Annotated in this window: 20 protein-coding genes; 11 read left to right on the top strand and 9 right to left on the bottom strand. The window is 69.0% G+C overall.

The annotated features are described in order from the left end of the window. Nucleotides 1-14 precede the first annotated feature (14 nt). Together OG801_RS12020 and OG801_RS12015 are read right to left on the bottom strand one after the other, a co-directional pair. Nucleotides 15-242, bottom strand: coding sequence for a hypothetical protein (locus OG801_RS12020; protein ID WP_406035872.1), 228 nt, complete (start codon nucleotides 240-242; stop codon nucleotides 15-17). Next, on the bottom strand, nucleotides 230-664 hold the full coding sequence (locus tag OG801_RS12015) for a hypothetical protein (protein ID WP_355017724.1): 435 nt from the start codon (nucleotides 662-664) through the stop codon (nucleotides 230-232). Before OG801_RS12015 ends, OG801_RS12020 begins: the two co-directional genes overlap by 13 nt. A 156-nt stretch (nucleotides 665-820) precedes the next feature. Between OG801_RS12015 and clpB the strand changes: the two genes are divergently transcribed. From clpB to OG801_RS11995, 4 genes are all read left to right on the top strand, one after another. After that, nucleotides 821-3,412 (top strand): ATP-dependent chaperone ClpB, encoded by a 2,592-nt coding sequence (clpB, locus tag OG801_RS12010; RefSeq protein ID WP_406035871.1) that lies wholly within the window; start codon nucleotides 821-823, stop codon nucleotides 3,410-3,412. An 85-nt stretch (nucleotides 3,413-3,497) separates the two neighbouring features. Then, the gene (locus OG801_RS12005) at nucleotides 3,498-4,043 is read left to right on the top strand and encodes a phosphotransferase-like protein (protein WP_355019658.1); all 546 of its coding nucleotides are present in this window, start codon (nucleotides 3,498-3,500) and stop codon (nucleotides 4,041-4,043) included. A gap of 59 nt (nucleotides 4,044-4,102) precedes the next feature. Continuing rightward, nucleotides 4,103-5,188: a hypothetical protein gene (locus OG801_RS12000; RefSeq protein WP_406035870.1), complete on the top strand. Its 1,086-nt coding sequence runs from the start codon at nucleotides 4,103-4,105 to the stop codon at nucleotides 5,186-5,188. Between the two features lie 41 nt (nucleotides 5,189-5,229). Continuing rightward, nucleotides 5,230-5,880, top strand: a complete 651-nt coding sequence (locus tag OG801_RS11995) for a hypothetical protein (RefSeq protein WP_406035869.1) — start codon at nucleotides 5,230-5,232, stop codon at nucleotides 5,878-5,880. Nucleotides 5,881-5,882: 2 nt separating this feature from the next. Here OG801_RS11995 and OG801_RS11990 read toward each other — a convergent pair whose 3' ends face one another. Together OG801_RS11990 and pyrE are read right to left on the bottom strand one after the other, a co-directional pair. Continuing rightward, nucleotides 5,883-6,557 carry a DedA family protein gene (locus tag OG801_RS11990; RefSeq protein ID WP_350661231.1) on the bottom strand — a complete coding sequence of 225 codons (675 nt, stop codon included), beginning with the start codon at nucleotides 6,555-6,557 and terminating at the stop codon, nucleotides 5,883-5,885. Nucleotides 6,558-6,625: 68 nt separating this feature from the next. Next, entirely contained in the window at nucleotides 6,626-7,162 is a 537-nt protein-coding gene (pyrE, locus tag OG801_RS11985) for an orotate phosphoribosyltransferase (RefSeq protein WP_406035868.1), read from the bottom strand. A 19-nt stretch (nucleotides 7,163-7,181) separates the two neighbouring features. On the opposite strand from pyrE, the gene OG801_RS11980 reads away from it, so the two are divergent. After that, nucleotides 7,182-8,348, top strand: a complete 1,167-nt coding sequence (locus tag OG801_RS11980) for an aminotransferase class I/II-fold pyridoxal phosphate-dependent enzyme (RefSeq protein WP_406035867.1) — start codon at nucleotides 7,182-7,184, stop codon at nucleotides 8,346-8,348. Here the strand turns inward: OG801_RS11980 and OG801_RS11975 are convergent. Beyond that, nucleotides 8,345-9,073: a VTT domain-containing protein gene (locus tag OG801_RS11975; protein WP_355019654.1), complete on the bottom strand. Its 729-nt coding sequence runs from the start codon at nucleotides 9,071-9,073 to the stop codon at nucleotides 8,345-8,347. The genes OG801_RS11980 and OG801_RS11975 overlap by 4 nt on opposite strands. Before the next feature lie 104 nt (nucleotides 9,074-9,177). Between OG801_RS11975 and OG801_RS11970 the strand changes: the two genes are divergently transcribed. Then, nucleotides 9,178-9,867 (top strand): TrmH family RNA methyltransferase, encoded by a 690-nt coding sequence (locus tag OG801_RS11970; protein ID WP_406035866.1) that lies wholly within the window; start codon nucleotides 9,178-9,180, stop codon nucleotides 9,865-9,867. A 134-nt stretch (nucleotides 9,868-10,001) separates the two neighbouring features. Here OG801_RS11970 and OG801_RS11965 read toward each other — a convergent pair whose 3' ends face one another. From OG801_RS11965 to OG801_RS11955, 3 genes are all read right to left on the bottom strand, one after another. Beyond that, nucleotides 10,002-10,565: a dihydrofolate reductase family protein gene (locus OG801_RS11965; RefSeq protein WP_406035865.1), complete on the bottom strand. Its 564-nt coding sequence runs from the start codon at nucleotides 10,563-10,565 to the stop codon at nucleotides 10,002-10,004. Between the two features lie 68 nt (nucleotides 10,566-10,633). Then, the gene (locus OG801_RS11960) at nucleotides 10,634-11,125 is read right to left on the bottom strand and encodes a SigE family RNA polymerase sigma factor (protein WP_406035864.1); all 492 of its coding nucleotides are present in this window, start codon (nucleotides 11,123-11,125) and stop codon (nucleotides 10,634-10,636) included. Further along, complete coding sequence (locus OG801_RS11955) at nucleotides 11,125-12,252, bottom strand: hypothetical protein (RefSeq protein ID WP_406035863.1); 1,128 nt, start codon at nucleotides 12,250-12,252, stop codon at nucleotides 11,125-11,127. The genes OG801_RS11960 and OG801_RS11955 overlap by 1 nt, the downstream gene beginning before the upstream one ends. Nucleotides 12,253-12,414: 162 nt before the next feature. Between OG801_RS11955 and fbaA the strand changes: the two genes are divergently transcribed. The 4 genes from fbaA to OG801_RS11935 all read left to right on the top strand — a co-directional run bounded on the left by fbaA (nucleotide 12,415) and on the right by OG801_RS11935 (nucleotide 17,137). Further along, a complete protein-coding gene (fbaA, locus tag OG801_RS11950) occupies nucleotides 12,415-13,437 on the top strand; it encodes a class II fructose-bisphosphate aldolase (protein ID WP_406035862.1) in 1,023 nt (340 codons plus the stop codon). A 279-nt stretch (nucleotides 13,438-13,716) separates the two neighbouring features. Beyond that, entirely contained in the window at nucleotides 13,717-15,390 is a 1,674-nt protein-coding gene (locus OG801_RS11945; protein ID WP_406035861.1) for a fibronectin type III domain-containing protein, read from the top strand. Nucleotides 15,391-15,758: 368 nt separating this feature from the next. Continuing rightward, nucleotides 15,759-16,481, top strand: coding sequence for a FadR/GntR family transcriptional regulator (locus OG801_RS11940; RefSeq protein ID WP_406036270.1), 723 nt, complete (start codon nucleotides 15,759-15,761; stop codon nucleotides 16,479-16,481). Beyond that, entirely contained in the window at nucleotides 16,478-17,137 is a 660-nt protein-coding gene (locus OG801_RS11935; protein ID WP_406035860.1) for a cache domain-containing protein, read from the top strand. Before OG801_RS11940 ends, OG801_RS11935 begins: the two co-directional genes overlap by 4 nt. On the opposite strand, the gene OG801_RS11930 is transcribed toward OG801_RS11935, so the two are convergent. Then, on the bottom strand, nucleotides 17,129-18,607 hold the full coding sequence (locus OG801_RS11930) for a DHA2 family efflux MFS transporter permease subunit (RefSeq protein WP_406035859.1): 1,479 nt from the start codon (nucleotides 18,605-18,607) through the stop codon (nucleotides 17,129-17,131). The genes OG801_RS11935 and OG801_RS11930 overlap by 9 nt on opposite strands. A gap of 87 nt (nucleotides 18,608-18,694) precedes the next feature. Here OG801_RS11930 and OG801_RS11925 point away from each other — a divergent pair, with 87 nt between their 5' ends. Then, complete coding sequence (locus OG801_RS11925) at nucleotides 18,695-19,108, top strand: DUF3151 domain-containing protein (RefSeq protein ID WP_350844192.1); 414 nt, start codon at nucleotides 18,695-18,697, stop codon at nucleotides 19,106-19,108. Nucleotides 19,109-19,168 lie beyond the last annotated feature (60 nt).

Raw genomic sequence — 19,168 nt, 5'->3', positions numbered from 1 at the left:
CGGCGGGGAAGGGGTCAGTCGCCGCCGCCTCCACCGCCGCAGCTCGAGCCGCAGGAGGAGCTGTTGCACGAGCTGGTGTGGTTGTCGCCGGAGTCGTAGGTGGAGCCACCCGAGCTCGAGCTTGAGCTGCCGTGGCCGCCGCGCCTGCGGGGACCTCGGCGGCGGTTGCGACCCTTGAGTGCGGGCTCGATCAGTAGGTAGATGACCAGGCCGAGGACCCCGAGGATGATCAGGATTTCCACGTGAAGCTCCGTTTCCAGGTGCGGCGGGTGAGGTGCCAGATCTGTGAGCCGAGACCGATGGTGAGCACCCGGCGCCCGGCGATCCGGGTGAGCGCCAACCGACGCCGGCCCTCGTAGACCTCGTGCAGGCGGAGCCAGTCGGCGCCGATGGTGGTCAGGAAGTCGCGTACGTCATCGTGGGCGCAGCCCTGCTGTGGATGCTGCGCGGCCCAGGTGTGGAAGCGGTCGCGCCAGTCCGGGAGCAGGTCGAGCTCGGGGGCGGCGTGCTCGGCGGCCGAGGAGCGCTTGTGGTGGAGCACCCGCGTCGTCGCGGTCGTCCCGGCGGGCTCGAACCCCGGCGGCGTACGTCCCGCCAGCAGGTCGTCGAGGACCTCGCGCTGCCGCGCGGCGAGCTGCTCGCGTACCGCGCCTCGTGAGTCCACGGGAGGAGTGTGCCCGATCGTTTGGTCCGCCGCCGCAATATATGTAAAAGTCAAAGTTGAGTGGAACAGACTCAACTTTGGTTGTGTTGAGATAGATGCGGGTGACAGGCACTCGCGGCAGACTCAGGTGCGTCCCCAGGAGGAGAGCAGACACAGATGAGCCAGTTTTCGGCAGACAAGTTCACCACCAAGGCTCGCGAGGCGATCGAGGCCGCGCAGCTTGCCGCCACGACGGCGGGCAACACCACGACCGAGCCGATCCACCTGCTCGTCGCGCTGCTGCAGCAGGACGAGGGCACCGCGACGTCGATGGTCACCAAGTCCGGTGTGGACGCCGAGGAGCTGTCGCGGGCGGCGGCCGCCGACCTCGCCGGGCTCCCGCGCGCCAGCGGGTCCACGGTGCAGCAGCCCGCTGCCTCGGGCGGGCTGACCCGTGTCCTGGCCGGGGCGATCACCCTGGCCACGTCCCTGAAGGACGACTACGCGGCCACCGAGCACCTGCTGATCTCGCTGGCCACGGTCGAGTCGTCGGCGCAGAAGGTGCTCAAGAAGGCCGGGCTCACCGAGAAGGGCCTGCGCGAGACGCTGAAGGCGGTCCGCGGCAACCGCCGGGTGACGAGCCAGGACGCCGAGGACTCCTACGAGGCGCTCGAGAAGTACTCCCAGGACCTCACCGAGGCCGCCGAGCGCGGCAAGCTCGACCCGGTCATCGGCCGTGACTCCGAGATCCGCCGTGTCATCCAGGTGCTATCGCGGCGTACGAAGAACAACCCGGTCCTCATCGGTGAGCCGGGCGTCGGCAAGACGGCCGTCGTCGAGGGGTTGGCTCAGCGGATCATCGCGGGTGACGTACCGGACTCGCTGAAGGGTCGCCGTCTCCTGTCGCTCGACCTGGCGGCGATGGTCGCCGGTGCGCAGTACCGAGGCCAGTTCGAGGAGCGGCTCAAGGCCGTCCTGGAGGAGATCAAGGCCGCCGAGGGGCAGGTCATCACCTTCATCGACGAGCTCCACACCGTCGTCGGCGCGGGCGCCGGTGGCGACTCCGCGATGGACGCCGGCAACATGCTCAAGCCGATGCTCGCGCGCGGTGAGCTGCACATGATCGGTGCGACCACGCTCGACGAATACCGCGAGCGCATCGAGAAGGACCCGGCCCTGGAGCGCCGCTTCCAGCAGGTCTTCGTCGGCGAGCCGTCGGTCGAGGACACCGTGCAGATCCTGCGCGGCATCCAGGAGAAGTACGAGGCGCACCACGGCGTCCGCATCACCGATGCCGCTCTGGTGGCCGCCGCGACCCTGTCCGACCGCTACATCACCGGCCGGCAGCTGCCCGACAAGGCGATCGACCTCATCGACGAGGCCGCGTCCCGGCTGCGGATGGAGATCGAGTCGTCTCCCGAGGAGATCGACCAGCTCCGCCGCGCCGTCGACCGGCTGAAGATGGAGGAGTTCGCGCTCTCCAAGGAGTCCGACGACGCCTCGCTGGAGCGTCACGCGGCGCTGCGCAAGGAGCTCGCCGACAAGGAGGAGGAGCTGCGCGGACTGGAGGCGCGCTGGGAGCAGGAGAAGGCCTCTCTCGAGGGCGAAGGTGCCCTGCGCAAGCAGCTCGACGCGCTCCGCAGCGAGGCCGAGCGGCTCCAGCGAGAGGGTTCGCTGGGGGAGGCCTCGGAGATCCTCTACGGCCGCATCCCGGAGCTGGAGCGGCAGATCGCCGAAGCCGCCGAGGCCGAGGGCGAGGACAACGTCACCGACCGGCTGGTCGGTGAGGAGGTCGCTGCCCAGCAGATCGCCGAGGTCGTCGAGGCCTGGACCGGCATCCCGACCGGCAAGATGCTCCAGGGCGAGCAGGCCAAGCTGCTCGAGATGGAGACCGAGATCGGTCGCCGGCTGATCGGGCAGAGGTCCGCCGTGACCGCCGTCGCCGACGCGGTGCGCCGCTCGCGAGCCGGGATCGCCGACCCCAACCGCCCCACCGGCTCGTTCCTCTTCCTGGGCCCGACCGGCACCGGTAAGACCGAGCTCGCCAAGTCGCTCGCCGACTTCCTCTTCGACGACGAGCGCGCGATCGTACGCATCGACATGTCCGAGTACTCCGAGAAGCACTCGGTCGCCCGGCTGGTCGGAGCGCCTCCGGGCTACGTCGGCTACGACGAGGGTGGTCAGCTGACCGAGGCGGTGCGACGCCGTCCCTACTCGGTGGTGCTGCTCGACGAGGTCGAGAAGGCTCACCCCGAGGTCTTCGACATCCTGCTGCAGGTGCTCGACGACGGGCGGCTGACCGACGGTCAGGGCCGTACGGTCGACTTCCGCAACACGCTCCTCATCCTCACCTCCAACCTCGGCTCGGCGTTCCTGGTCGACCCGGTCATGGACGAGCACGAGAAGCGCGAGTCGGTCATGGCGGTGGTCCGGGCGTCGTTCAAGCCCGAGTTCCTCAACCGCCTCGACGAGGTCGTCATGTTCGACGCCCTCTCGCTCGCCGACCTGACCAAGATCGTCGACATCCAGCTCGGTCTGCTCGAGAAGCGTCTGGCCGCCCGCCGCATCTCGATCTCCGTCACCCCCGAGGCTCGGGAATGGCTGGCCGAGACCGGCTACGACCCGGCGTACGGCGCCCGGCCGTTGCGTCGCCTCATCCAGTCCGCCATCGGCGACCCGCTGGCGCGGATGCTCATCGGCGGCGAGGTCTCCGACGGTGGCCAGGTCACCGTCGACCGCGACGGCGACGGGCTCACCCTGAAGTCCTGACCGGGGCGTCACCCCGGTCGGCCGAGTGGGCACGCAGGTGCCCACTCGGCCGACGTACGTGACGCCTCGGCAGTAGTCTCCTCGCGTGCGCAAGGGTCGGATCCTCCTGTTGAACGGGGCGTCGAGCTCGGGCAAGAGCAGCATCGGGCAGGAGCTGCTTCCGCTGCTCGAGGACCCGTGGTTCCTCGTGCCGGTCGACGGGATCAGCGGGATGCGGTCGACGGTCCATACGCGGGAGCTCGACGACGCCGAGATCGCCGAGATGCTGCGGCGGACCAGGCTGGGCTACCACCGCGCGGTCGCGGCCCTGGCCTCGGTCGGCAACGACGTGATCATGGACTACCCGCTCAGCGAGATCTGGCGGCTCGAGGATCTGCTCGAGGTGCTCGACGGCTACGACGTCACGCTCGTCGAGGTCTGGTGCTCGCCCGAAGAGCTCGAACGCCGGGAGGCCGCCCGCGGCGACCGTCCTGCCGGCCTCGCCCGGTCGCAGACCCTGGTCTACTCGCACCCGTACGACCTCCGCGTCGACTCCACCACCGCGACCCCGGCCGCATGCGCGAAGGAGATCGCCGAGGCCCTTCCCGCCCTCACCGCGCCGAAAGCCTTCGACCGCCTCCGCGCCGAATAGTCGCGTACGTCGCCCTCGCGGCGGGTGGGGTTGGCAGGGATGAGAAAATGATTCCCGACATGTCTGAAACGAAGCTTCCCCGCCCCGGTCAGGCCACCCTCGCCGGGTGGCTCATCGTGCTCGGCTCACTGCTCACCGTGGTGACGGCCTGGGACCAGATCTCCGGGCTGCGCAGCCTGGACACCCGGGAGCGGGTGGAAGAGGTGCTGGCCGAGCCGCCACTCGCCGGCTCGGGGATCGGCCTCGACAACATCCTCGATCTGATGCACGTGATGGCGCTGGTCACCGGCGCCATGGCGGCAGCGGCAGTGATCCTCGGCTGGCACGTGCTGCAGCGCAACAAGCAGGCTCGGCTCGCGCTCACCGTCATCGCGGCGCCGCTCTTCTTCGCCGGCATGTTCGGCGGAGGGTTCTGGTCCACGCTGTCCGCGGTGGCTGTCGTACTCCTGTGGATGTCGCCCACCCGCGACTGGTTCGACGGCGTCTCGCCGACGAAGCGGGAGGCGCTCGACAGCGGCGACCCCGACCAGGAGTCGTACGTCGCGCCGGCCCCGCCGGAGACCCCAGCTTCGACCACCCCGACCTCCCCGGCCGGCTCGACCTCCGGACAGGCTCGGCTCTCACAGCAGCAGCCGCCGCCGTGGACCGGTGCGATCGCCCAGCCCGCCAAGGCAGCGCCCAAGCGCCGTCCGGGCGCCGTGACGGCGGCGGCGGTGCTCACCTGGATCGGCTCCGGGTTGACCGCGCTGATGATGCTCGCCTCGGCGGTGACGGCGACCGCCAACCCCGACCTGATCCTCGAGCAGGTGCGCAAGCAGGCGGAGAGCGACCCGAACATGCGGGAGGTGGCGGCGCTCTACACCACCGACGTCATCGTCGCCTCGGTCTGGATCATGGCCGTGCTGGTGGCGCTCGTCTGCGTCGCCGCCGCCGTGTTCGCCGCCTTCGCGATCCGCCGCCACTCCTGGGCCCGGGTCGCGCTGATGATCTCCGCAGGCGTCTCGGCGCTCTCGCTGCTCCTCTTCGCGCTCGCCTTCCCGCCGGCGGTGGTCCTCTTCGGCGCCGCGGTCGCGAGCTTCTCGTTCCTGCTGCGGCCCGAGGTCGCGGCCTGGTTCCGTGGCCGAAGCGAAGGCCCGCGGCAGTAAAGCAGCGCGGCTGACCCTGCGGGCCGGATAGGCTCCGCGACATGTCTGACCAGTACGGCTCCTTCGACAACCCCTATGGCGGCGAGCCGCCGTTCCAGGGGCAGGAGCCGCCGCCCCCGACGCCGTACGCCGCCCCGCAGCCGACACAGCCGCAGCAGCCCCAGGGATGGGGCCAGGCGCCCCCGGTCTACGGTCAGTACGCGATGGGTCAGCAGCCCCCGGCGTACCTTCGCCCTCACTATCCGCAGCCCGATCCCGACACCCGCCCAGGGACGGTGGTCGCGGCGTCGGTCATGACGATCGTGGGGTCCGTGATCGCGCTGCTGATCTCGGTGTTCATGGTGCCCGCGGGGATCGCCGACTACAACGACCCGACGTCCTCGGACAAGGGCGTGACGCTGTTCATGATCATCTGGTTCGCCGTCTGCGGCGTACTCAGCCTGGTCGCCATCCCGCTCGGGATCATGGTGCTGTTCCGCTCCAACGTGGCCCGGATCCTGCTCACCGTGGTCGGCTCGATCGCCGCGCTGCTCTCGCTCTTCGTGGTGCTCTATCCCGCGCTGATCATCGCCGCGCTGCTGATGCTGTACGTCGGCAGGGCAGGCAACTGGTTCGCCCGGCGGAAGCCCGCCGACCCCTGGCAGCCGCCGGCGGCGCCGGGTATGACACCGCCGACCCACCAGCAGTTCTAGACCTAGGAGACGAGCGAGTCGTCCTTGGCTCCGTTGTCGGATCCGCGGACGATCTTGTAGATGCGCAGGCCGATCCAGGCCACGACGGCGACGGCGACGACCACGATGACGACGTTCTGGAAGCGCCCGACGATCGGCTCGACCTTCTCCCAGTTGTCGCCCAGCTGGTAGCCGGCGACGACGAAGATGGTGTTCCAGATCGCCGAGCCGACGGTGGTGAGGAGCAGGAACTTCCAGATCGGCATCCGGGTGACCCCGGCGGGCACCGAGATCAGCGATCGGAAGATCGGGATGAAGCGGCCGAAGAAGACCGTCCAGGCGCCGTACTTCTCGAAGAACGCCTCGGTCTTCTCCAGGTCGGAGGTCTTGACCAGCGGCAGCTTCTCGCCGATCCAGTAGACCCGCTCACGGCCGATGGCAGCACCGATCAGGTAGAGCACGAGCGCGCCGACGACCGAGCCGAGCGTGGTCCAGATCAGCGCCTCGGCGATCGTGAAGCGTCCCTGCGCGGCGGTGAACCCGGCCAGCGGCAGGATGATCTCCGAGGGCAGCGGCGGGAAGAGGTTCTCCAGCGCGATACCGAGCCCCGCACCCACCGGGCCGAGTTTGTCCATCAGGTCGACCGCCCAGCCGGCGACGCCGGTGAGCTCCTCGGGCTGGGTGGCGGTGAGGATCATGATGCTCTCTTCGAAGTGTGTGGGTGGGCCGGGGCGGGCGAAGCCTAGCGACCTGAGTTGTGGATCCCCTAGGAGGCCGCGTTGACCGCGTCCAGGTCGGCCCGGGTCAGCACCGACCGGATCTCCAGCTCGACGTCACGAAGGGACTCGCCGGGCTCGGGCGACCGGTCGATCGCACACACCACAGTGTCCACGACCGCACCAAGCGGACGGAGCGCGTTGACGGCATCCCGCACCGCCCCGCCACTGGTGATCACGTCCTCGATCAGGGTCACGCGCTTCCCGTCGAAGGAGGGACCCTCGGCGAGCTTGGCGGTGCCGTACTCCTTGGCCTTCTTCCGGATGAAGATCGCCGGGATGCCGGTCTTGGCCGACACCATGGTCACGATCGGGATGCCGCCGAGCTCGAGGCCGCCGAGCAGCTCGGTCCCCTCCGGGAGCAGCTCGACCATCCGTGCTGCGACGCGGTCCAGCAGAGCCGGGTTCGCCTCGAAGAGGTACTTGTCGAAGTACGTGTCGCTGACCTGCCCCGAGCGGAGCGTGAACTCCCCGTGCAGGCGGCAGGTGGCGTCGATGTCGGCAGCAAGGGCAGCGTCGGTTGTCACGGCCCCTAGCCTAAGTCTTATGACCGCGCGACGACTCCACGGCATCCCGCCGACGATCTTCTCCGAGATGTCCGCCCTGGCCGCCGCCACCGGCGCGGTCAACCTCGGCCAGGGCTTCCCCGACGTGGACGGCCCAGACGAGATCATCAAGGAAGCCGTCGCTGCGCTCGAAGGTGGACGGAACCAGTACGCCCCCGGCCCCGGCATCCCGGCGCTGCGCGAGGCGGTCGCGGCCCACCAGGAACGCCACTACGACCTCACCTTCGACCCGGCACGCGAGGTCGCGGTGACCACCGGCGCCACCGAGGGCATCGCGGCGGCGATCCTCGCCCTGGTCGACCCGGGCGACGAGGTGATCCTCGTCGAGCCCTACTACGACAGCTACCCGGCCATGGTGCAGTTCGCTGGCGGCGTACGTCGCCCGGTGACGCTGAGCCTGGACGCGTCCGCGGCGGGCGGCAGACTGCCGCGCGAGGCGCTCGAGGCCGCCGTCTCTTCGAAGACCAAGGTGCTGCTGCTCAACTCCCCGCACAACCCGACCGGCACGGTGCTCACCCGTGAGGAGCTGGAGACGGTCGCCGCCTTCGCGGTCGAGCACGACCTGACGGTGGTCTCCGACGAGGTCTACGAGCACCTGACCTTCGACGACGTGGAGCACGTCCCGATCGCCACGCTCCCCGGGATGCGCGAGCGCACCCTGACCCTGTCGAGCATCGGCAAGTCCTACTCCTTCACCGGCTGGAAGGTCGGCTGGGCGACCGGCCCCGAGCACCTGGTCCAGGCGCTTCTGGGCGCCAAGCAGTGGCTGACGTTCACCTCCGGTGCCCCGCTGCAGCCGGCTGCCGCGTACGCGCTCGAGCATCTCGACCACTGGCCCAAGGAGCTCGCCCTCGACCTGCAGGGGCGGCGCGACCTGCTGTGCGACGGGCTTAAGCAGATCGGCCTGGACGTGACGATCCCGGAGGGCACCTACTTCGCCGTCTCCGACATCACCGACCTCGGCTGGAACGACGGGCTCGAGTTCTGCCGCGCGCTGCCCGAGCGGGCCGGCGTCGTGGCCATCCCGTTGCAGGGGTTCTACGACACCGATGCCGGGAAGCAGCTGGTCAGGTGGACCTTCACCAAGCAGCGCGAGGTGATCGAGGAAGCCCTGGAGCGACTTGCCCGAGGGCGTCTGAGGCGTTAGTGGTCGGCCCGGTGGTCGGCGTCGTCCGCCGGTGTGCGAGGTCGGACGGCCAACCCCAAGATGTCGCGGTCCGCGTGACCGTCGTGGTCGAGGTCCCCGGCGAGCCGGGAGGCCGTACGCCGCCGGCGCCACCACTCCACCATCGCGGGCAGGAACGCGAGCGCGAAGAGCAGCAGGATCAGGTAGTCGATGTTGTCGGCCAGCCAGGGCCAGCGGGATCCGACGAAGAATCCGAACAGCGTCACCGCGAGCACCCACAGCACGCCGCCGACGAGGCTCCAGAAGTAGAACCGTCGCCGGTCCATGTGGGTGACTCCAGCGACGACGGTGACATAGGTGCGTACGAAAGCGATGAACCGGCCGATCACCAACGCCTTGTTGCCGTGCTTGTCGAAGAACTCACGGGTCTGGTCGAAATGCCTCTTTTTGATGAACCGGCCGTCGCGTTCATAGAGCCGCGGACCGATCTTTCGGCCGATCTCATAGCCGGTCACGTTGCCGGCGAACGCCGCGGCGACGAAGAAGAGCATCGCGATGACGATCTCGACGCCGGGTGGCCCGGGAAAGATGTCGATCTTGCCGGTCGCGATGAAGATTCCGAGCGCGATCAGCAGGCTGTCACCGGGGAGGAACGGGAAGAAGAGACCGCACTCGATGAAGATGATGATCAGGCTGATCCAGAAGAGCGGCTCGCCGAAAGTGGCCAGCAGAAAGTCCGGACTCATCCATTCCAAACCGGCCAACATCGGCGCAAAATTCCCCGCACCTGTCACGGCCCCTACGGTACCCATAGGTAACAACTCTTGTTGTCGAATATTCTGACTCGTCGATGAACGAGACACGACCGTCCGAGGCTGATTCCAGAGCGCCCTACGACCCGATGCCCCACGGGCAGCCGGAGGTCGGACTGGGCCCGTGGCCGGGTGAATGGCCCGAGGGGGAGCACTGGGATCCGGAGCTGTTGGCCAACGGCGACCGCCGCAACGTGGTCGACCGCTACCGCTACTGGACGCTCGAGGCGATCGTCGCCGACCTCGACCAGCGCCGCCACGGCTTCCACGTCGCCATCGAGAACTGGCAGCACGACTTCAACATCGGCACCATCGTCCGCACTGCCAACGCCTTCCTGGCCGCCGAGGTGCACATCGTCGGCAACCGCCGCTGGAACCGCCGCGGCGCGATGGTCACCGACCGCTACCAGCACGTCCATCACCACCCCGACGTGCCCGCGCTCGCGGCGTACCTCCATGAACGAGACGTACGCCTCCTCGGCATCGACAACCTGCCGGGCTCGCTCCACCTGGAGACCATGGAGCTGCCGAAGTCGGTCTGCTTCCTGTTCGGGCAGGAGGGCCCGGGTCTGTCCGAGCAGGCTCGCGAGAGCGTCGACGGCACCTTCTCGATCGCCCAGTTCGGCTCGACGCGGTCGATCAACGCCTCCGCCGCGGCGGCGATCGCGATGCACTCCTGGGTCGTCCAGCACGCCGACCTCTCCTCCGAGCAGGCCTGGCGCGGTTGACGGCGGGTTGTAACCCGGTTACGACCCGGTGTCACCCACGAGAAATGGATCCGCTAAAGTTAACTCCCGGGTCGCCCGGATGTGCCCCACTTTCGTGGGTGCGTGGCCTCGGGGCCGGGCGGCAGCGGGGGCTTTCAGCGCCTCTCGATCCGGTAGCGGATCTGCACCTGCTCGCCGGTCCGCAGGACGTCGATGACGCTCATCCGCTTGCTGGTGATGCGGCGGGGGAGCAGTGGCGCCCCGGCGCCGAGGGTGACCGGGCAGATCCCGGCGACGACCTCGTCGAGCAGACCGGCGTCGTCGAACTGGCCGACCAGGTCCCCACCACCCACGAGCCAGATCCCGCCGTCGACGGCGGCCGCGATCTCGTCGTAGACGGGCTTCACCTCGCCCTGCACGAAGCGGACCTGCGTGCCCTGGACCTCCGGGAGGTCGGTCGCGTGCGTGAACACCCACACCGGCCGCTCGTCGTAGTACTCCCGCCACTTCTCTGGGCCGGTCAGCATCTCCGGATCGTGGTCGATCATCCAGCGGTACGTCGTACCGCCCATCACCAGCGCCGCCGACTCCGCCATCAGCCGCTCCCATGAGCTCTCGTCGTCGCCGTGCGGCGTCTCGAAGAGCCAGTCCAGCGAGCTGTTCTCATCGGCGATGTAGCCGTCCAGGGACGTCGCGGTGAAGTAGGTGACTTTGGGCATGCCCCCGACGCTAGGCGCGTCAGGGGCATGCCCGCCCGACCGTTCTTGCTCCGTCTCCTGCTGGTCGGTCAGGTCCGGGAGGCGTCCCCCCACTCCAGGGAGGTACGCAGCGCGGCGAGGCCGCGCGAGGAGTGGCTCTTGACCGTGCCCTCGCTGATCCGCAGCTCGCGCGCGGTCTCGGCGACCGACAGCTGCAGCCAGTGACGCAGGACGACCACCTTGCGCTGCATCTCCGGCAGCGCCTGGAGCGCCGCGAACAGCTCGGACCGCTCCTCGACCTGGTCCGCGGGACCGGGCCGTTCCGGCAGGTCGCCCGACCGCTCCCGCTTCCACCACGGCCGCCGGGTCTGGTCGATGTGGGCGCGGACCAGGATCGTCCGGACGTACGCCTCCTCCGACCCCGACTCGACCCGGCGCCACGAGGCGTACAGCTTCAGCAGCGACGTCTGCACCAGGTCGTCCGCCCGGTGCCAGTCGCCGCACAGCGCGTACGCCAGCCGCACGAGGTGCGGCCGCCTGGCCGCGACGAACGCGGTGAAGGCCTCGTCGTGCGCGCTCATCACCAAAGCCCCGATCCGGGAGTCATGCGACGGTCGACCATTTCCGCGAACTCGTCGAGGGTGAGCGGTCTGCGGTCCTCTGCTCGCGGCGCCGGGAGCACGGAGAAGGAGTAGGCCTGCGTGACGCCGTCCTTCTCGCGGACCAGCACGTATCGCTCCTTGCTGCCGACCGTGATCCGCGCGGCCGCGGTTCGCGATGTCCCCGTGGCGAACGAGTGACCGATGTCCGGGTCGGCGACCTGCTCGACGATCTTCACCCGGTCCTCGCTGGAGACGACCTCGGAGCCTGATCCGAACTCGACCGCCTCGGTCGGTTCGATGCTGAAATCGACGTTGCCGGGACGGTAGTCCTTGCGGTCTGTCGCGACCTGGACGGCCAGCCATTCCTCGATGGTCTGGCCGGGGATGGCATAGACCGCGTCCAGCCCGCTCGACTCACCGCCATCTTTCGGACGGTTGCCGCTGTAGAGGATCCACTGCTCGACGCCCTCCCGTTCGACGACTGCGCCGACCGAGTCCCAGGGTGCCGCGTAGCCGAGCGGGTTGGGAATCTCGCGGACGATCTCCCAGCCGTTCTGCTTCACGCGGAGCTTCCCACCTGCGTTCCAGGTGGCACTCAGGTGATGGGCTCGCACGTCGTCGACCCAGGCGCGGAAGCTCGTGGCGCTCGTGCGGGAGGCATCGGTGTAGGAGATCTCGGTCGGGTTCATGAAGTGCGCGTACACGGTTCTGTTGCCCTTGGTCGCCGCGACCGCCAGCGCGTTCCCGGAATCGAGCGGACCGACCTGGTCGGTCTCCTTCCAGCCTCGATAGAGGGTCACCTCGCCGGTGCCGTGGTCGTACGCGACGGGCGCGAGGTCGCTCAACGGGATGTCAGCCTCGGGCGGCCACTCGTCCTCGGCCGTCGACTGGGTCGCGATCGGCGGGTTCGGGGTGGCGCTGTCGCGCGAGGGAACGACGATCGCGCCGATCCCGACCACCGCGGCCACCGCGGCGGCGGTGCCGGCGACCACGGCGAGCCGCCGGCGGCGTACGAGCTTCTTCCCGTCGGCCAGCAGCGAGGCCGGGTCGGGGTGCGTGGGCGGGGGTTGGGGGATCGCCCGTTCCAGGGTTTCCTGCCAGTCCATGTTGCCTCCAAGATCAGTCTCACCTGTGGATACGGATCTCGCGGCAGATCGGTTGTCCTGCTTGATCGATCCAACTCCGAGCGTTGGCAACGGGTGGTCGGGGGCGCATTACGCTGGCCACCAGCGCACCGGTCGACAACGGATCTCAAGGAGAACCTCCAGATGCCCATCGCCACCCCCGAGAAGTACGCCGAGATGCTCGCGACCGCGAAGGAGAAGGGTTTCGCCTTCCCCGCGATCAACGTCTCCTCGTCGCAGACGCTCAACGCGGCACTGGCCGGCTTCGCGGAGGCCGGCTCGGACGGCATCATCCAGATCTCCACCGGCGGCGCGGAGTACCTCTCCGGCCCCACGGTCAAGAACATGGTGACCGGCTCGGTGGCCTTCGCCGCGTACGCGACCGAGGTCGCCAAGTCCTACGACGTCAATATCGCGCTCCACACCGACCACTGCCCCAAGGACAAGCTCGACGGCTTCGTACGTCCCCTCCTCGAACTCTCCGCCGAGCGCGTCCAGCGCGGTGAGGCGCCGCTGTTCCAGAGCCACATGTGGGACGGGTCCGCGGTGCCGCTGGCCGAGAACCTGCAGATCGCCGAGGAGCTGCTGGCAAAGGCCAAGGCCGCCCACATCGTGCTCGAGATCGAGGTCGGCGTCGTCGGTGGCGAGGAGGACGGCATCGTCGGAGCGATCGACGACAAGCTCTACTCGACCCCCGAGGACGCGATCGCGACCGCCGACGCGCTGGGCGTCGAGGGCTACCTGACCGCGCTCACCTTCGGCAACGTGCACGGCGTCTACAAGCCGGGCAACGTCAAGCTCCGTCCTGCGATCCTGCGTGACGCCCAGGACGCCGTCGTCGCCAAGCTCGGCCTCCCGGCCGGTGCAAAGCCGTTCGACCTCGTCTTCCACGGCGGGTCCGGCTCGAGCGCCGAGGAGATCGCCGAGGCGGTCTCCTACGGCGTGGTCAAGATGAACATCGACACCGACACCCAGTACGCCTACACCCGCGCGGTCGCCGGCCACATGCTCGCCAACTACGACGGCGTTCTGAAGGTCGACGGCGAGGTCGGAAACAAGAAGGCGTACGATCCTCGCGCGTGGGGCAAGCTCGCTGAGGCCGGTATGGCCACTCGGGTCGTCGAGGGTGCCCAGCATCTCGGTTCTGCGGGCAATTCCATCGGCTGAGCGACACGCCGGGGATGGGCCAATGGTCCCGGTTCGGAAAACGTTGTGGCACACGGCATAGCAAACTCGGGCTTATGTCGTTGTGCCGGTCATTGGTAAAGCGATTCAATGCCCTAGCTGGACGGCGACCCTCGGGTAACAAGGTCGGACCGTCCCTTTGGCGTTGATCTTGGGAGGGACATCCTCGGTATGGAAACCACTGCGCGAAACCGCACAATCGGCGGAATCGTCATAGGCGCGATCATTCTGATCCTGCTACTCGTCTTGTTCTCGTGCACCGTGAACAGCGATCCACAGAGCTCGCCGAAGGAGGATCCGACCACCGGGGAGTCTTCGCTCCCCAGTGATCCGGACACTCTCGAGCCCGACGACAAGCCGTCGGAGAAGGACTCCGACGAGCCGGAGGTCGTCGACGACGACATCGTCCCGGCTGCGAACACCGGTGTGACCTTCATCCCCGCGGGCAACGTCCCGTCGGGCAGCACGCCCACCTGTGAGCTCGACCCCAGCGCCTGCGAGGACACTCGTCCGCCGGGCGCCGGTGTGGACATCTGCGAGATCCGCCCGGACCTGACCCAGTGCCAGGAGCCGACTCCGCCGACCACGCCGCCGACGACTCCGCCCACGACTCCGCCGACGGAGGAGCCCACCGAGTGTGAGCTGTTCCCGTGGCTGCCGCAGTGTGACGACGGCGAGGAGCCGGGCGAGGAAGACGAGACCGCTCCCGACCCGGTGACGATCGCCGGCTGCAGGGTCCTGAGCAACACCGCCGTGACCATCGACTGGTCCGAGGCGCAGGACAAGAGCGGGATCTCCCACTACACGGTGACGTCGCGTCCCAACGCCGGCAACCCGGGTGACACCGACCGGACCTCCGCGACCTTCAACGACCTTCGGGCCGGGGAGACCTACCGGTTCTGGGTCACTGCGACCGACAAGGCCGGCAACGAGTCCGAGGACAGCAACGACGTCGAGTGCGTCATGGACGTCACGGCGCCTGAGGTGCCTGCGGACCTGACCGTCGAAGAGGGCGACCCGAGCGACAGCACGCTCAACGTGAGCTGGTCCGACTCCGACGACAACGAGAACGGCGTCGGCGACGTCTCCTACAACCTCTACCGCAACGGCGACCTCGTCGGCCCCGTCAACGGGACGTCGTACGAGGACACCGGTCTGAAGGCCGGCACCGAGTACACCTACTCCGTGCAGGCCGTCGACGGCGCCGGCAATGAGTCCGCACGCTCCGCCGGGGTCTCGGGCACGACCACGAAGATCGCGCCGACGGTCCCGACCGGCCTCGACGCGAGCGCCGAGGGTCCGCTCGGCTTCACCCTGACCTGGAATCCGTCGGTGGACGAGGACGGCGTCACGCCGGCCGCGGAGATCGACTACCGGATCAGCGTCAACGGTGGACTGTGCTTCGGTGGCACGGTCACCGGTGAGACCACGTTCCAGGCGACCTGTGTCCTGCTGTGGGACACGACCAGGGTCACGGTGACGGCGATCGACGGTGACGGCAACGAGTCGGCTGCCAGCCGGACGCTCACGGTGAACTCGGACGGTAGCGAGGCCAGGGAGCTCAACGGCAACACCGCGCTCCGCTCGAACACGCCGGGCGAGGACAAGTCCGACGCTCCGGCCGACAAGCCGGCGTCGCCGGAGGCCCCGGCCGAGGACGCTCCTGCCGAGGAGCAGCCGACCGAGGAGAACTCGCCGCTGCTGCCGGGTCTGGATGACATCCTCCCGGGCGGCGAGGACACCGCTGAGGCTCCTGCTGAGGAGCCGGCGGAGCCCGAGGCGACGCCGAGCGAGTCGGAGACCCCGGCCGCGCGGCCGACGACCGAGGAGCCTGCTGACGAGGCGACCGAGGACGCTCCCGCCGAGGAGGACGAGGGTGGCCTGCTGGAGAACATCGGTGACGCGCTGACCAGCGCCGTGGCCGCGGTGTTCTAGCCGACACACGCCGAGAAACAGGGCGGGGAGAGCCGAGAGGCTCTCCCCGCCCTGTTGCGTTTTCCGGCTGCGTCTCGAGTGGCGACGCGACGCTCACCGAGGTAACTCGGTCGGCATCCATCGCACAGGCGCCCCAAAACCAAGGAGTCGGATGCCCAGCGCCCCCCACAAGCCCTGGACATCCGACGATCTTGGGTGACCGACACCAGTGTGCGCCAGCCGTGCGCACAGGTTAGGCATAGAAACGCCCATGGATCCAGATGGTTAAGACGAAATTCATGAAGTTCCTGTGTGCATTCGAACAGATTCGAACAGATCTGAGGGCCGAATCATCTAGATCCATACATTAGGATTTCGGTGTGCGTGTGATGACCTCCCGAGCTCGCGCGGCAATCTTCGCCCCGATCGGCGACGAAGGCCGGGCAGCGCGCGTCGAGAACCGGCTCGCGGAGGCGATCCGCTCCGGCGTACTCGCACACGGCGAGCGGCTCCCCAGCGAGCCGGAACTGGCCCAGATGCTCGGCGTCGCGACGGTCACCGCACGGGAGGCATTGGTCGCACTGCGCGCCAAGGGACTGGTGGTGACGACACGGGGGCGGGGCGGTGGCTCGTTCGTACGTGCCCCCGAGAGCGGCGACCTCGTCGAGGACCGGCTCACCTCGATGTCGCGGGTCGAGCTGCGTGACCGGGCCACGGTCTACCTGGTGGTGCTCACCGGTTGTGCGGAGATCGCGGCGGAGCGTACGGACCCTGACGAGGTCGAGGACCTGCGCGACCTGCTGATCCCGCTCAACGTCAGCGACGTGGCCCGCTGGCGCAGCGCCGACAGCGAGCTCTACCTGTCGGTGGCCGCGTTGACCCAGTCGGCCCGGATGACCCGCGAGGTGGTGCGCCAGGAGGCCGACTTCGGCGCGCTGCTCCGGATCCCGCTCAACGAGCCGGGCTTCCGGGAGGCCACGGCGACCCGCCATCAGGAGCTTGTCGAAGCCCTCGCAGCAGGAGATGCTGTCAGGGCACGGGAGAGCGTACGCGAGCACGTCGCCCACTCCCTTGAACGCTTGGCCGAGATCCATGAGGCGGTGCGACGATGACTAACACGATGACTCCCCTCGACTGTGTGGCTCAGGTCGAGCAGCATTTCGGGCCGATCGTGACCGAGCTCGAGCGCGTACGCAGCGAGGTGGCCGCCCTCTTCGAGGCCGGCCCGGTCACCACCGCATCCCTGCGGGAGCGGCTCGAGCCCGGCTCGCTGGAGTTCCTGCGCAACCCCAACCTCATCGGTGGTGGCTTCGTCGTGGCCCCGGGCGTGCTGAGCGACCGCCGGCTCTACCTCGTCTGGTGGCAGGGCGAGGAGCGTGACTTCCTCGGCGACGCCGATGCGCCGGGCACCGGCGAGGCGATCGACTACACCCGCCAGCCCTGGTATCGCTCCCCGGAGCGCACGGGCGAGCTGACCCTCGTCGGGCCGTACGTCGACTTCGTCTGCACCGACGAGTACGTCATGACCACGACGATGCCCGTCTATGCCGGGGGCCGCATGGTCGGCGTCGCGGGAGCCGACACCCTGGTCGAGACGCTCGAGACGATGCTGCTGCCGGGGCTGCGTGAGGCCGGCGCGACGCTGGTCAACGGCCACGGCAAGGCAATCGTCTCCGCCGACCCGCAGCTGGCCACCGGCGCCCCGCTCACCACTGCCCGCGACATGATCCCGTGCCGCGGGCTGCCGCTCTCCGTCGCCTTAGGCTGACGGCTTCACCATGTGACGCGGCGTGGTGAAGAAGAGCACCGCCACGAAGCCGACCGCCAGCGCGACCGCCGGCAGCAGCATCACCTCGGACATCGCCTCGGCGAACTCCGTAGCCACTGCGGGCGGGACCGAGGAGCCCGCCGCGGTCTCGTGGCCGCCCGCCAGCGATCCGCCGAGGCCGTGGGCGTTGAGGCGGAGGTCGATGAGCACGGCGACCGCGGCGGAGCCGATCACCGACCCGACCAGCCGGGTGGCGTTGTAGACCCCGGCGCCCGCGCCGGCCAGCCGCATCGGCACGTTGCGGGTGGCGGTCGCCGCGAGGGGCGCCCACACGGCGGCCGAGCCGAGGCCGAAGACGGCCATCGGCACCAGCAGCTGCCACAGCTGGGAGTCGACGGTCATCGGCACCGCGAGCCAGAAGAGCGAGACGGAGCAGAGGAAGAAGGCGACGCCGGTCAGCAGCCGCGGATGCATCCTGTCGCTCAGCCGGCCGACCAGCGGCGCGGCGAGGAGGGAGACCAGCGCCATCGGGACCATCAGCAGCGACGCCTCGAGCGCGGTGTAGCCGCGAACGAGCTGGGCGTAGAGCATCAGCGGGAAGCCCTGCGCGACGGCCGCGAAGCCCATGCAGGAGATCGCCAGGCTGGAGACGGAGAAGTTGCGGTCGGTGAAGATGGACAGCGGCACCAACGGCTCCTTGCGGTTGTGCGCCTGCCACCAGACGAAGAGCGCCATGATCGCGACGCCGCCGGCGACGAGCGCCCAGGTGACGGCGTCCCAGCCGCGCTGCTCGCCGTTCTGCAGGCCGAAGACCACGCAGAACATCCCGACGCCGCTGAGCGCCACGCCGAGCCAGTCGAAGACGTGCGCGTGGGTCTCCAGCGCGGGAACCATCAGCCAGTTGAGGACGATCGCGATGATGCCGATCGGCACGTTGACGAAGAAGATCCACTCCCAGCCGCCGATCGCGACCAGCGCCCCGCCCGCGAGCGGGCCGACGAGCGTCGCGATGCCCGCCGTCGCGCCCCACAGCGCCATCGCGGAGCCACGCCGCTCGGCCGGGAAGATCCGGGTGATGGTCGCCATCGTCTGCGGCGTCATCATCGCCGCGCCGAGACCCTGCACCGCCCGGGCGGCCACCAGCGACTCGATGCTGCCGGCGAGCCCGCACCACAGCGACGAGGCCGTGAAGACCGCCAGGCCGGCGATGTAGACCCACTTGGGCCCGAAGCGGTCACCGAGCCTGCCCATGATCAGGACCGGCACGGCGTAGGCCAGCAGATAGGCGCTGGTCACCCACAGCACCGCGTTGGCGCTCGCGTCGAGCTCGGCCATGATGTCCGGCGTCGCGACGGTCACGATCGTCATGTCGACCAGCAGCATGAAGAAGCCGATGCACAGCGCGAACAGCGCCCGCCACGGGCGCTCGGTCGTCTGCGCTGAGGTCGTCTGCGTCACGGGCTGGGTCATGGCCACAGTCAACACCCGCGCGCCGACATCTCCCTGATCGGTCTGCCCGGGGAAAGACGGTCGGTGGCTGCGGGCACAATGGTGCGTATGACCCACCAGGACCTGATGGCCGGACCGCCGCCGACCCACCTCCCCGCCGACCCCGCGACCGACGAGCTCGCCGCCGGCACCGACCCCGCCGAGGTCGTACGCCGCCACCCGGCCTCGCCCTCTGCCTGGGCCGCTCTCGCCACGGCCGCCAAGGAGGCCGGCGCGGAGGACGTGACCATCTACGCCTACGCCCGCGTCGGCTACCACCGCTCGCTCGACATGCTGCGCCGCAACGGCTGGAAGGGCCACGGCCCGGTGCCGTGGGAGCACGAGCCCAACCGCGGCTTCCTGACCAGCCTCGCCCTGCTCGCCGAGCAGGCCAAGGCGATCGGCGAGACCGAGGAGTGGGAGCGCTGCAGCGAGTTCCTGCGCGACAGCAGCCCGACGGCGTACGACACGCTTCTGGGGTGAATACCGAATCGCGTCGGACCAGCGATTTCGCCTAGCCTTGACCCGTGACTGAGCAGACGA

Source organism: Nocardioides sp. NBC_00163, from assembly GCF_045206295.1.
GTDB lineage: Bacteria > Actinomycetota > Actinomycetes > Propionibacteriales > Nocardioidaceae > Nocardioides.
Note: the sequence above shows the minus strand (reverse complement) of the source record. Positions and strands in the feature narration are given on the sequence as shown.